At 68.9% G+C, this 13,343-nt stretch carries 11 protein-coding genes; 2 read left to right on the forward strand and 9 right to left on the reverse strand.

The annotated features are described in order from the left end of the window. Positions 1-51: 51 nt before the first annotated feature. The 9 genes from AB839_RS15175 to AB839_RS15215 all read right to left on the reverse strand — a co-directional run bounded on the left by AB839_RS15175 (position 52) and on the right by AB839_RS15215 (position 11,139). Positions 52-810, reverse strand: a complete 759-nt coding sequence (locus tag AB839_RS15175) for a 2,3-dihydro-2,3-dihydroxybenzoate dehydrogenase (RefSeq protein WP_061479998.1) — start codon at positions 808-810, stop codon at positions 52-54. Continuing rightward, positions 801-4,691, reverse strand: coding sequence for an enterobactin synthase subunit F (locus tag AB839_RS15180; protein ID WP_061479999.1), 3,891 nt, complete (start codon positions 4,689-4,691; stop codon positions 801-803). Before AB839_RS15180 ends, AB839_RS15175 begins: the two co-directional genes overlap by 10 nt. Continuing rightward, positions 4,688-4,945, reverse strand: a complete 258-nt coding sequence (locus AB839_RS15185) for a phosphopantetheine-binding protein (RefSeq protein WP_061480000.1) — start codon at positions 4,943-4,945, stop codon at positions 4,688-4,690. The genes AB839_RS15180 and AB839_RS15185 overlap by 4 nt, the downstream gene beginning before the upstream one ends. Next, positions 4,945-5,577 (reverse strand): isochorismatase family protein, encoded by a 633-nt coding sequence (locus AB839_RS15190; RefSeq protein WP_061480001.1) that lies wholly within the window; start codon positions 5,575-5,577, stop codon positions 4,945-4,947. Before AB839_RS15190 ends, AB839_RS15185 begins: the two co-directional genes overlap by 1 nt. Next, on the reverse strand, positions 5,577-7,229 hold the full coding sequence (locus tag AB839_RS15195) for an AMP-binding protein (protein WP_061480002.1): 1,653 nt from the start codon (positions 7,227-7,229) through the stop codon (positions 5,577-5,579). Before AB839_RS15195 ends, AB839_RS15190 begins: the two co-directional genes overlap by 1 nt. Next, the gene (locus AB839_RS15200; RefSeq protein ID WP_061480003.1) at positions 7,226-8,419 is read right to left on the reverse strand and encodes an isochorismate synthase; all 1,194 of its coding nucleotides are present in this window, start codon (positions 8,417-8,419) and stop codon (positions 7,226-7,228) included. The genes AB839_RS15195 and AB839_RS15200 overlap by 4 nt, the downstream gene beginning before the upstream one ends. Then, positions 8,416-9,612 carry an MFS transporter gene (locus AB839_RS15205; RefSeq protein WP_061480004.1) on the reverse strand — a complete coding sequence of 399 codons (1,197 nt, stop codon included), beginning with the start codon at positions 9,610-9,612 and terminating at the stop codon, positions 8,416-8,418. Before AB839_RS15205 ends, AB839_RS15200 begins: the two co-directional genes overlap by 4 nt. A gap of 154 nt (positions 9,613-9,766) precedes the next feature. Continuing rightward, positions 9,767-10,078 (reverse strand): DUF3817 domain-containing protein, encoded by a 312-nt coding sequence (locus AB839_RS15210; protein ID WP_061480005.1) that lies wholly within the window; start codon positions 10,076-10,078, stop codon positions 9,767-9,769. A 125-nt stretch (positions 10,079-10,203) separates the two neighbouring features. Next, positions 10,204-11,139, reverse strand: a complete 936-nt coding sequence (locus tag AB839_RS15215) for a TIGR03571 family LLM class oxidoreductase (RefSeq protein ID WP_061480006.1) — start codon at positions 11,137-11,139, stop codon at positions 10,204-10,206. 66 nt (positions 11,140-11,205) lie between these two features. On the opposite strand from AB839_RS15215, the gene AB839_RS15220 reads away from it, so the two are divergent. Together AB839_RS15220 and AB839_RS15225 are read left to right on the forward strand one after the other, a co-directional pair. Continuing rightward, a complete protein-coding gene (locus AB839_RS15220; protein ID WP_061480007.1) occupies positions 11,206-11,655 on the forward strand; it encodes a GNAT family N-acetyltransferase in 450 nt (149 codons plus the stop codon). A 96-nt stretch (positions 11,656-11,751) separates the two neighbouring features. After that, the gene (locus tag AB839_RS15225; protein ID WP_061480008.1) at positions 11,752-13,272 is read left to right on the forward strand and encodes a thioredoxin family protein; all 1,521 of its coding nucleotides are present in this window, start codon (positions 11,752-11,754) and stop codon (positions 13,270-13,272) included. The last annotated feature ends 71 nt before the right edge of the window (positions 13,273-13,343 follow it).

Here is a 13,343-nt window from a genome sequence, read left to right on the forward strand (position 1 = left end):
ACATTGGCTGCCTTCTGAATTAGCCGAGTCATGGGTTCGGCTCTGAGGACCTCAGCCGCGCAGGGTGGCGCCGCCGTCCACATACAGGTCGCTCATCGCTACGTGCCCGGCCTGCTCGGAGAGCAGGAACATCACCGAGTGCGCGATGTCCTCGGGGGTGGCCAGCTTGCGCAGCGGAATGCCGGCCTTGTAGGTCTCCAGGTTGCCGGCGATCACCCGCTCGGCGCCGTGCTCGTCCTGCCACATGCCGGTCTGCATCGGGGTCAGCGTCGAGCCCGGGGCGACGATGTTGCAGCGGATGCCCAACGGCGCCAGCTCCAGCCCGAGGCAGCGTGTGAACATCGTGCCGGCGGCCTTGGACGCGGCATACGCCGCCATGCCGTGCCGCGGCACGCCAGCCGCATTCGAGCTGACGGTAACGATTGCGCCCTGCCGGCGCGGCGACATCACCCGCGCCAGCGCACGACCGACATGGAACACGCCATCGGCATTGACCGCGAATACACGGCGCCAGTCGTCGTCGCCGGTCTCGGTGACACCGCCCACATGCAGTACGCCGGCCACGCTGGCGGCCAACATGATCGGCCCGATGCTGGACTCGACCTGGTCCACCAGGGCGTCCACCGCGGCGCTGTCGGTTACATCGAGTGCAAACGACGTCACCCGGGTATCTGACACGCGCGGCGCCTCGCGATCGGTCGCCACCACGGTGCTACCGGCCGCGGCCAGTAACCGTACCAGTGCCTCGCCGATGCCGCCGGCAGCGCCGGTCACCAGTGCCACGCGACCTTCAAAGCCGGTCAACTGCATGCTGCGATCTCCTGTTGCTCGTCCCATTGGCGCAACCGCGCCGACAACCACGGCGCCAGCTGCGCCACCGCATCGCGGCCGGTCAGTTCTGCATGCAGGAACGGCAGTTCCAACGACTGCACCCTGCGCGCGTGTGTCCGCCACAACGCCGACTGCAACTGTGGCCGCGCCTGGTGATCCCGGCCCGCACGCACATGCACCAGCGTGCCATCGAACGGCCGGTGGATATGTTCACGGATCAGTCGATTGGTGCCGGTCACGGCGCGCACCACGCCATCCAGCACGACATCCGGCAGGCTACCCAGCGCACTGCCACCACGACGCAGGAACGCGAGAATGCGCTCCCGGCTGTCCAGTTCCGGATGCGCATCCGGGTCATGCCCGGCAATCGCCAGCAGTGCCCGCAATGCGGCGATGGCATCGGGTTCCGGCTCGGCCCGCCAGCACTCGCTGGGATAGGCATCCAGCAGTACCAGTTCGCCGACCTCGCGGCCGATCTCATGCAGGCGCACCGCCATCGCCTGGGCGAGGATGCCCCCCACCGACCAGCCCAGCAGGTGCACCGGCCCCTTTGGCTGCAATGCAACCACGCGCTGTACGTAGTCGCTGGCCATCGCCTCGATGCTGCTCGGCAGCGGCTGCCGCGCGTCCAGTGCCGGCGACTGCAGGCCATACACCGGGCGTGCCGGCTGCATTGCCCGGGCCAGGGTGCGGTAGTTCCAGGCGATGCCGCCGGCCGGGTGCAGCACGAACAGCGGCGATGTCCCGGCCGCTTCGGCCGCGGCCAGCGCGATCACCGGCCCCAGCGCGTGATCGGCCAGCGCGGGTGGCTCGGCAATGCGAACCGCCAGCGCGGCCACGGTGGGCTGGGCAAACAAGGACCCCAGACCGAGATCGCAGCGCCAGCGCTGTTCGATCGCCAGCAGCAGGTGCACCGCCGACAGCGAGTCACCGCCGAGACTGAAGAAATCCGCATCCACCGCCACCGGCGCTTCTCGCCCGAGTGCCTGGGCAAACAGCGACGCCAGCTCCTGTTCCAACGGCGTGCGCGGCGCCAATCCGGCGACCTCATGTTGTGGTGGTTTCGGCAACGCGTTGCGGTCGAGCTTGCCGTTGGCGGTCACCGGCCAGTCGTCCACGCCGACAAACGCCGAGGGCAGCATGTAGTCCGGCACACGCGTGGCCAGATGGCTGCGCAGCATCACGGCATCGGCAAGCGCAGTCGGCACATACGCCACCAGACGCGCGTCGCCGGGCGCATCCTGGCGCAGCAGCACTTCCACCCGCTCCATGCCCGGCAGTTCGCGCAAACCCGCCTCGATCTCACCCAACTCGATGCGCAGGCCGCGCAGTTTCACCTGATGGTCGCTGCGGCCCAGGTACTCCACCGCACCATCGCTGCGCCAGCGCGCTATGTCGCCGGTGCGGTAGATGCGCTCGCCCGCCAGGAAAGGATCGGCAAGGAAGCGTTCGGCAGTCAGGTCCTCGCGACCGAGATAGCCGCGCGCCAGTTGCACACCGCCCAGATAAAGGTCACCGGCCACACCGACCGGCACCGGCTGCATCCGCGCGTCCAGCACGTAAAGTCGGGTATTCCAGACCGGGAAGCCGATCGGTACCGGCCGCGATCGATCCTGCGCCGACGCCGGCCAGTAGCTGACGTCCACGGCGGCTTCGGTCGGGCCATACAGGTTGTGCAGCTCGGCGTGCATGCGCGCGTGGAAGCGGTCGCGCAACGCGGCGTCCAGCGCCTCGCCACTGGTGAATACCCGTCGCAGCTGCAGGCCTTCGGAGGCCGGTGCAGCGAGGAAGGCATCGAGCATCGACGGCACGAAATGCGCCGTGGTGATGCCATGGCCACGGATCAAGCGGGCCAGTTCAGTGGGGTCGCGATGCGCATCGGGCCCGGCAATCACCACCGTTGCCCCGCACAGCAACGGCAGGAAGAACTCCCAGACCGACACATCGAAGGTGGCCGGGGTTTTCTGCAGCACGCGGTCATCGGCGCGGATGCCGTAGTGCTCGCGCATCCACAGCAGGCGGTTGACGATGGCACGGTGTTCGACGACCACGCCCTTCGGTTCCCCGGTCGAACCGGAGGTATAGATCACATAGGCCGCATCGCTGGGCGCCGGATCGGCCCAGGGCGCAGCGAAGCTCAGCGCGGCCCACTGCGACGGCGCGAGCACCGGTACGCCGGCCGTGCGCGCCGAAATCTCCGCCGCAGCCAGAACGCACACCGGCTGCGCCGAGGCGAAGATGCGCGCCAGCCGCTCGTCGGGATGGGCAAGGTCCAACGGAAGATAGGCCGCGCCTGCACGCAGCACCGCGACCAGCGCGATCACCAGCTCCAGCGAGCGCGGCAATGCTACCGCCACCACGCTGCCCGGGCCGACATCCATTGCCCGCAGCTGTGCCGCCAGCGCGAAACTGCGCGCTTCCAGCGTCGCGTAATCCAGCGTCGCATCGCCGAACACCAACGCAGGCGTGTGCGGGTCCCGATCCATGACCTGCTGCAGCAATTCAACCAAGGTGGTCTCAGGAAGCGCGTGCGCGGTGGCGTTGAAACCTTGCAGCAGCTGCTGCGCCTCCGCGGGCGTCGCCAGGGGCACGGCGGCGATATCGTCAGCCTGCAGCGCCGCCGACACGAAATGCAGCAGCCGCGCCGCGTGCGCCTCGACATCCTCGCGACTGTACAGCGCGGGATTGGCCTCGATCTCCAGATCCAGCAGGTGTTGGCCATCGCCACGGAAACCCAGCGCCAGATCATCCACCGGCCCGGTGCACAGCACCTCCAGCGCCGCCTGCACACCAGTCAGCGCCAGCGGCCTGTAGAACGGCTGCACATTCACCAGCGGGCCGTGCAGGCGCTGCTGCGTGCCGACCAGGCCCAGGTCCCGGCGCAGCTGCTCGCCCCGGTAGCGGCCGTGCCTGCGGCCTTGACTGAGCTGGCGACCCAGGCCCCGGGCAAAGGCCTCGACGCTGCCCTCGCCGGCCGCCACGCGCAGCGGCAACACATTCATCACCATCGCCGGCACCCGCGCCGACGCGTTGCCCAACCGCCCCATGTAGGGCACGCCCAGCACCACTTCATCGGCGCCACTCATCCGCCGCAGGTACTCGGCCGCCAGCGCGACCAGCATATCCGGCCAAGGCTGCAGCCAACGCACCGAAGCCTGCAGCAACAGCTCACGGAAGGCCGCATCGAGCGGCTGCACCCAGCGCAGCGCGTCGTCACTGGCCGCGAGCGTGCCGGCCAGGCCTGCGCCTGCCGGTGCGCCCTGCATGTGCTCACGCCACCACTGCCCGGCCTGCACGCGGCGCGGATCGGCACGGTAGGCGGCATCATCGGCCAGCACGCCCGCCAGCCCCGGCAGTGACTCACCGGTACGACCGGCATACAACGCGCACACCCGATCAGTGAACAGCACCATGCCGTAGCCATCGGCCGCCAGATGATGCACGCGCAGGTACCAGACCCAGCGCAGGCCACCCAGATCGAACAGTACCTGCTGGCTGATCCGGTCCCTGGTGGGATCGACCGGGCTCAGCCGGTCGGCGTGCATCAGGCTGCGTGCCGCAGCGGCGGGATCCGCCTCGGTAGAAACATCGCGCACCGAAAGCAACGGCACGTGTGCCGTGTCATGCCACTGCAGCGGCTGGCCATCGGCACCTTCGGCAAAGCGCAATGCGAAAGCCTCAGCCTCGCGCGCAGCCTGGTCTGCGGCTGCGACGAACGCGGCCACGTCCAGCGGGCCGTCGATCCATACCGCGTGCGCGGTATTGAATGACGGATTGTCCGGTGCCAGCCGCTGTGCGAACCACAGCCCCGCCTGGGCCTCGGTCAACGCCACCGGCGTGGCCAGCGCTGCGGCGTTCATGCGTTCTGCGCGGCCTGCAGTTGTTGCACCACACCCCACCACTGGCGCAGCGTGGTGTGCTCGGCCAACTGCGAGAACTCCAGCGGAAGGCCAGTGTTGCCCCAGGCCAGGACCAGGCCGAGCATGCGCATTGAATCCAGGTCCAGGTCGATCAGGTTGTCGTCGTCGCCGATCTCGGCTGGCGTGCACTCCAGCACGCGCGCCACGTCGGCACGCATCCGCTCCAGATCCACCGCCTCACCCATGGCAGCCATCACAGCACCTCCAGCAGCTGATCGGTGGTCATCGGCACACCACAGGTGCGCGCGATCCAGTGCAGCGCCTGATCGTGATCGGCACGCGAGAAGTCCGCCACCGCATCTGCGGCGATGAAGGCCTCGATGTCACGCTGGAAGGCCTCGACGACGGTCGCGGTACAGCCGATATGGGCGTACACGCCGGTCACCAGCAGCTGATCACGCCCACGTACCCGCATCAGCGTCTCCAGGTTGCTGCGCTGGAAGGCGCTATAGCGATGCTTGACCAGCACATGCTCGCCCGGCTGCGGCGCCAGCGCCTCGATGATCGGCTCATGATCGGCGCTGCGACGCATGCCCGGTCCCCACAGGTCGGCCTGCAGGCCACGATCACGCCGGTCCTGGTCGCCATGCTGGGCGGTGTAGAACACCGGAATGCCCTGCGCGCGGCAGTGCGCCAGCAGGCGTGCGATGTTGTCCACGGCCGGCCGCAGCGGTGCATTGCCGGCGTCGAATGCGGCCAGGAAATAACGCTGCATGTCGTGCACCAGCAGCGCGACACGATCGCGCTGCGGGCGCCACGGGCCACGCGCCTGCGGTAGTTCGGCGGCGGTCGGCAAGGGGTAATCAGTGATACGGGGCAGCGCCATCAGCGCGTTCCTCCTGTCTGTTGCAGATGACGCGCACGCAGTTGCGCGCGCAGTTCGCGGCGGCTGATCTTGCCGACCGCGGTGGTATCGAAACTGTCGACGAACACGACCTGATCGGGCACCTTGAACGCCGCCAGGCCACGCCCGCGCATCCAGGACTTCAGCGCCGGCGCCTTGAACGGTTCGCCCTGCGGAATCACGAAGGCGCAGCTGCGCTCGCCCAGGTACTCATCGGGAATGGAGACCACGGCCGCATCGAACACACCCGGATGTGCCAGCAAGTGGTCCTCGATCTCCTCGGCGGAGATCTTTTCGCCGGCACGGTTGATGTGGTCACCCGCACGCCCCTGTACCACCAGATAGCCCCCGGGCAGCTGCTGCACACGGTCGCCGGTGCGATAGAAGCCGTCGTCGGTGAACGAGCGCGCATTGGCCACCGCATCGTTGTGGTAGCCACGGATGGTGTACGGGCCACGGGTGAGCAGATGCCCCACCTCGCCCTCGGCCACCGGCTGGTCATGGTCATCGACCACGCGCACTTCATCATCCGGACTGATCGGCCGCCCCTGGCAGGCCACGATCAGTTCTTCCGGATCGTCCAGGCGGGTGTAGTTCACCAGCCCTTCGGCCATGCCGAATACCTGCTGCAAGGTACAGCCGAGGCCGTCGATCACCCGCCGCGCGGCTTCCGGCACCAGCTTGGCGCCGCCCACCTGCAGTACCCGCAGGCTCGACAGGTCATGCTTGCTGGTGGCGGCCGCCTGCGCCCACAGCAGCGCCAGCGGCGGCACCAGGCCGCAGCAGGTCACCTTTTCGCGGGCGATCAGCGGGAATGCGGCGTCCGGCCCGGGGCCGGGGCTGAGCACCACGCGGGCGCCGGCGTACAACGCGCCGAAGAAGCCGGGCGAGCTCATCGGGAAATTGTGCGCGGCCGGCAGCGCGACCAGGTAGACGCTGTCGCGGTCTATGCCGCAGAGGTCATTGCTGGCGCGGAACGAGTAGATGTAGTCGTCGTGGGTACGCGGAATCAGCTTGGACAGCCCGGTGCTGCCTCCGGAAATCTGCAGGAACGCCACCGATTGCGGGTCCGGATCGACCGGCAGCTGGCTGCGATCGCCCTGCAGCGCCTCCAGCGCGATGAACTCCGCCGCATCGCCGTCGATCACCACATGGCGCACTGCCGGGGCCTCGGCCTGTAGTGCCCGCGCCAGCCCGCGATGATCGAAGCCATCGTGCAGTGCCGTGGTGATGTAGGCACTGGCTTCGGCCTTGTTGGCGAAGTGCGCCAGCTCGGTGATGCGGTGCGCCGGCAGCGCGTACACCGGCACCAGGCCGGCCCGGAACAGGCCGCAGACCGTGGTGATGAAGCCTGCGGTGTTGCCCAGCTGCACCAGCACCCGTTCGCCAGGCTGCAGGCCGAGCGCCAGCAGGCCGGCACCGATGCGCCCGGCCTCGTGCCACAGCTGCGCGTAGCTCAGGCGCACGTCGCCGGCGACCACCGCGATGTCGTCGGCATAGCGTTCCGCACGTTCGCGCAGGAACGCCGGGAAGGTCTCGCCACGCCAGTGACCGGCCTCGCGATAGCGCGCCACCAGCGCGTCGGGCCACACCTGCTGCAGTGGCAGGCGGGAGGATTCAACGGAAGCATTCATGCGGCAGGCTCGATGGCGGGCGCGGATTCATGGACACCCAGCGCGTTCAACAGGGCAGCAAACTTCGCTGCGGTTTCGGCCACCTCGGCCTCGGGGTGCGACTCGGCGACGATGCCGGCACCGGCATACAGGCGCAGTTGCGTGCCCTGCAGGCGCGCGCAGCGGATCGCCACGTACCAGTCGCCGTCACCCTGCGCGTCCAACCAACCCACGGCGCCGGCATAGAAGCCACGCGGTACAGGTTCCAGCTCGCGGATGCGCTGCAGCGCCGCCAACCGCGGCGTACCGCAGACCGCCGGCGTGGGATGCAGCTGCGCCAGCAGCGCGGCCGCCGATGTCTGCGGATCCTTCAGCGTGGCATGGATGCGGGTACCCAGATGCCACATGCTGGCGGTGGCATGCAGCGCCGGCCGCGGCTGTGCATCGATGTGGCTGCAGTACGGTGCCAGGCCCTCGACGATGGCTTCGACCACGTGGCGGTGCTCGTCGTGGTCCTTGGTCGAGGCCAGCAGCGCCTGCGCCGCACGCTCGTCCTCGGCGGCATCGGCACTGCGCCGTGCGGAACCCGCCAACGGATGCGACAACAGTTCGGCGCCGCGCTTGCGCAGCAGCAGCTCCGGCGTCGCACCGACCAGCCAGGCCGGTACCTGGCCCAGCTCCACCGGAAGCGGCACCGCGTAGGTCGCCACCGACGGATCCGCGCCCAGGCGTGCCAGCAGCACGTCCGGGAACAGCACCTGGCGGGTGCGCGCCAGCAGGCTGCGCGCCAGCACCACCTTCTGGAGGTTCAGTCCGGGCGCGCGCAGTACCTGCACCGCAGCCGCCACCGACGCCGCGTATGCCTTGGGCGCGGGCTCGGCCTGCAGGGCACCCTCCAGCGCCGGCGCGGCCTGCGGCGGCAACGGCAGGGCCGGCAGCAGGCGCTCGGGCTGGTACAACGCGTCGTCCGCACGCGGTTCGAACGGCACCGCCCCCACCAGCAGGCCCGGGCCGCCACGCTGCTGGGCAAAGAACGCCGCAACGCGCTCTGCCAACGTCGCCAGTGCACCGGCCGGCAGCGTGGCGCGGCAACCGCGTGCGTGCACGTGCTGGCCAGCGTGCTGCAGCAGGAACAGCGACGCGTCGTCGCTGCTCTCCTGCGGCGCTGGCGCAGCCTCCGGCCACGCGCCCTGCATCAGGGAATCGTTCATGGGGTCTCCTTCATCCGATGCACTGCAGCCAACGCGCACAGCAACAGCAGCAACGCGCCGACCAGCAGGTAAGGCAGGCTGGGCCCGCCGCGATACAACAGCGTGCCGAGCATCGGCCCGGCCACCATGCCCAGGCCCTGCGCTGCCGCGACGGTGCCTGCTGCGGCACCCTGCTCGTGCGCTTCCACCGCGTCGGCGGCCAGCGCCTGGAACGAGGGGAATACAAAGCCTATGCCGAACGCTGCCAGCGCATACGCCGCCGGCAACTGCCAGCCCTGCTGCACGCCCGCCACCGAAGCAAAGCCAATGCCAGAAATCAGCGCACCGAGGACGATCCAGCGGCGTGGATGGACCTCCAGCTTCATCACCAGTGCCTGCGCCAGGATCAGGCCGACGCCGACTGCTGTGAGTGCAATGCCGGCCATGCGTGCGCCCGCAGCCGCATCCAGTCCCAGCCGATCAATCGCGAAAAAGCCCACCGTCACCTGCGCGATGGTCACCGAGACCATGGCGATGAACGCCGCCAGCTGCGGCAGGCGCAGGCGCGGGTCGAGGCAGCTCATCGGCGCGCGGCGCTGGGCGGAAACGCCCACCACGGGCGGCGTCGCCGGCAGCCGCCAGGCCAGCAACGCCAGTGCCAGCAACGGCAGCAGCGCGGCCACGTACAGCGCCAGCGACAGGTTCGTGTAGGCCAGCCAGCCCGCGGCGGCCGGGCCGAGCACCATGCCCAGCGCGTTGGCGCTGCCCAGGCGGGCGAGGAATTTCGCACGTTGGCCGGTCGGTGCCTTGTCGGCGATGAGCGCGGCTGCGGTAGGAGGCACCGCCGCATAGAACAGGCCAATCAGGCCACGCGCGCCGACCAGCACCAGCACTGACACCAGTACCGGCGGCACCGCCTGCAAGGCAATGTCGATGAACACCGCCAGCGCGATGTAGACCACGGTGTAGGCACTCATCGCCAGCATCAGCACGCGCTTGCGGCCGATGCGGTCGCTGAGCTGGCCCCAGGGGCGCGCGGCCAGCATCCACAACACGCCCGCGGCGGTGACCGACAGTCCGGCATGCCACTCGGACAAGCCGAGCATGCGGACCACCGGACCGATCACCGCGACGAAGGACATCATCGCCATGGTGCCGATCAGGGCAGCCAACACCAGCGCCGGCAAGCCGGGAACGACGGGACGTGCGTGCATGAAACACCAGCCGTAACAGGGAAGGATTGGCCGGACACGCCTGCGCGCCCCGCCCGGCATCCGCCCCGCTCAGGACCGGACGCCATCCTCAAATGATAACGGCTCGTATTTGCATTTGATACCCATTCTCTTGAATGGGCATGCAACAGTCGGTTCAGCGCATCGGACGCAGGCCCAGCAGGCCACGGCGCTTGAACCACCACTCCAACGGCAGCGTCACCAGCGGCGGGATCGCTGCCAGCAGGGCCAGGGCACTGGCCCACCACGGCCAGCGCAGGCGCACTGCCGCAAACAGGGTGACTGCCACATAGACCAGGAAGGCCACGCCGTGCAGCGGCCCGAACAGCTTCACCAGCGCCACGTTGGCCATCGGGCCGTACTTCATCCACATGCCGATGAGCAGGCCGGCCCAGGTCACGGCCTCGATGAAAGCCACCGCGGCGAACAGGCGTCCGGTCGGGTGCATGGGGGAAGGTTGGGTCACGTGGGGCTCCGGCATCGGGGTATCAAATGCGAATGATACGCAGATGCGAACCCCATGTAGAGTCGAGCCGTGCTCGACTGCTGGAGCGTGTCCACCAAGGTAGACACCTACCCGAGCATATGCGGCAGAACCTGCTCCCCGATCTCACGCAGCACCGCGTCCATCGGCCGCCCGTTGTCGACCAGATTGAACATCACATGCGCCACGCCCTGCGCATGCACGCGCAGCAGGTAGTCAAGCAGGCCATCGCGGCCGACCTTCAGGCCCAGCGGCAGCGACTCGGCTGGCGCCTGCGGATCGGCCTGCAGGTCCAGCAGCATCGACTGCACGAACGGCTTGCCTGGCCCACCGCGCTGCATCAGCGCCTGTTGCCACAGACCGATGCGCCCTTCCTGCGCGGCTTCCTCGCGATGATAGGTGGCCCAGCCCTCGGCCTCACGCGCGATCCACTGCAGGCTCTGCCGCGCGGTACCCACCACCAGCATCGGAATGCGCGCCGCCGGCGCCGGCAGCACGTCGAAGCCACCCGTGGCCTGCAGTACGGCGCTCCGCTCATCGGCCGCCGGTGACAGCGCCGCGCGCAGCAGCGACCAGCGCTCACGGAAGGTCGCCGCCCTGCCCTCCAGATCCTCGCCGAACGCAGCGAATTCTTCCGGGCGATCACCCGAACCCAGCCCCAGCACGAAGCGTCCGTCGCTGATCCGGTCCAGGCTCAGGGCCGACTTCGCCACCTGCAGCGGCTGGCGCAATGGCAGCACGATGGCCGCGCTGCCGATCACGATGCGCTCGGTCGCAGCGGCCAGCATGCCCAGCCACAGGAACGGGTCATCCAGCGCGCTCGCTACCGCGTCCGGACCCTGCGGCACCATCAATGGCACATCACGCGTCCACAACGCGGCAAAGCCCAGGTCATCGGCCAGCCGTGCGATGCGCCTGGCGTCATGCGGATCGGCCAGCCCATGCGCGGCGACAGGCGTCATCAGGCCCAGGCTCAGCCCCTGTTGCGGAAACAACGCAGCGTAAGCGGGATTGAAATCACTCATGCCGGCAGCTTAGCGTGTAGTCATGCGGCGACGATGACGCGCCGCCCACTACCGGAAGAACACTGCATGCCGACGATTCGCCCTGCCCACGTCGATGACCTGCCCGCGATCAGCGCGGTGTGCCTGGCCGCGTTCACTGCGGCGGTCGCGCCTTCGCTCAGCGCAGCCGGCATCGCCACGTTCGGCAATGTCGCCGCCGCCGATGCGTTCGGTGAACGCCTCGGCGGCGACAACCATATCCTGGTGGCCGAGCAGGACGGCCGTATCGTCGGCGTGGTCGAGCTGAAGGAAGGCCGCCACCTGGCGATGCTGTTCGTCGATCCCGCCTGCCAAGGACAGGGCATCGGCCATGCACTGTTCGAGGCGGTGCTGCCGCAGGTACGCGAGCCGGTCCTGACCGTGCGCGCCTCGCTCAATGCTGTGCCGACCTATCTGCGCTATGGCTTCGTGGTTGACGGTGAGGCCGGCGAGTTCAACGGACTGGTCTACCAGCAGATGGTGCGGGCGGCCGCCTGAAGGCAGCGGGTGTCATGCCCAGCTGCCCAGCCGATATAAGCAAACTGAATCAGCACACTCCCCGGCCATTCCTACAATGGACTGTCCCCCTTCGAGATGCCGCCGATGCGCGTCGCGCTTTCCGTGTTGCTGCTGGCGTCGGCGCTGAGCGCCTGCACCCCGGCCCCGGTTTCCACCGCCAACTCCGCCGAGGCACCTGCGCCGGCCAAGGGAATCGCGTGGCGCCAGGGCGACGTCGATGATGCCTTCGCCGAAGCCGCCGACAGCGGCAAGCCGGTGCTGCTGTACTGGGGCGCGGTCTGGTGCCCGCCGTGCAACCAGCTCAAGGCGGGCCTGTTCAAGGACCCGGCCTTCATCGCGCTGACCGGCAAATTCGTTCCTGTCTATCTGGATGGCGACGAGGAAGGTGCGCAGGCCTGGGGCGAACGCTTCGGGGTGCGCGGCTACCCGACCCTGATCGTACTGGACCCACAGCGCAACGAAATCACCCGCGTGGCCGGTGGCAACGACGCCGCCGAACTGACCCGGGCGTTGACCGTCGCCGCCGGGCGCCGCAGTGCAATCGCTGCCACCCTGGCTATTGCCCTGGCCACGCCGGAGAAGTTGGCTGCCGAAGACTGGCAGGTGCTGGGCGACTACGGCTGGGAAGTCGACGCCAACCGCCTGGCCGGCGAGCGCAGGAGCCAGGATGTACTGCGGCAACTGTCCAAGGCGGCACCGGATGCCGCCCTGCAGCGCCGCTTCGCCCTGCTTGCCCTGGCAACCGCCGAAAAGCCCGATGCCTCGCCCACCGAAGTGCGCGAACTGCTGCAGGCGGTGCTGGCGCAACCGGCGGAAGTCCGCCGCAACCGTGAGTTGCTGGGCTATGCAGGCGCACAGCTGGTCACGCAGGCCAGTACTGGGCCGGCCACCCGCAACACGCTGGGCCAGCAGCTGCTGGTCGCGCTGGAACGCGCAGATGCCGAGCGCGGCGACCGCGCCGACGACGCATTGTCGCGGGCGCTGATCGAAGTATCGCTTGCCCGCCAGCAGCAGCCGAAGGGCGCACTGCCCCCGGCCCTGGTTGAGCGGGTCAAGCAGCGCGTGGCCGCTGCCGATGCCGCCGCCACCGATGCGCACGCGCGCCAGGCAACGATCAGCAGCGCGGCGTACGCATTGCGCCAGGTCGGTGACGACGCCGGTGCCGAGGCGTTGTTGCTGGCGGAGCTGAAGCGCAGCGAGCAGCCCTACTACTACATGCCCGAGCTGGCCGAACTGGCCGAGCAGCGCGGCGACACCGCCGGGGCGCTGGAGTGGTTGAAGCGTGCCTACGACGGTGCGCAGGGCCCGGCCACCCGCGTGCAATGGGGCGTGCTGTACGTGGAAGGGTTGCTGAAGCTGGCGCCGAACGACGCGCCGCGCATCGAGCAGGCCACCGCCTCGCTGATCGCCGAACTGGAGGCGCAGCCGTCGGGCTACCACCAGCGCACCCGCCAGCGCTTCGAACGCCTTGCCGGGCAGTTGAAAGCGTGGAGCGGCAAGCACCAGGGTGCGGAGACGCTGGCGCGACTGCAGCAGCGGATGCAGCAGGCGTGCGGTGAACAGGTGGATGGCGCGTGCAAGCAGTGGTTGAGTTGAGTTGATGAAAACGCGGGCGGCTGGTTCGCCTGCCGGCGCTTTTGTTGATACGTGTGGGAGGGGGCGGGGGC

The sequence above is a fragment of the Stenotrophomonas sp. DDT-1 genome, assembly GCF_001580555.1.
In the GTDB taxonomy this organism is placed as follows: Bacteria; Pseudomonadota; Gammaproteobacteria; order Xanthomonadales; family Xanthomonadaceae; genus Stenotrophomonas; species Stenotrophomonas sepilia.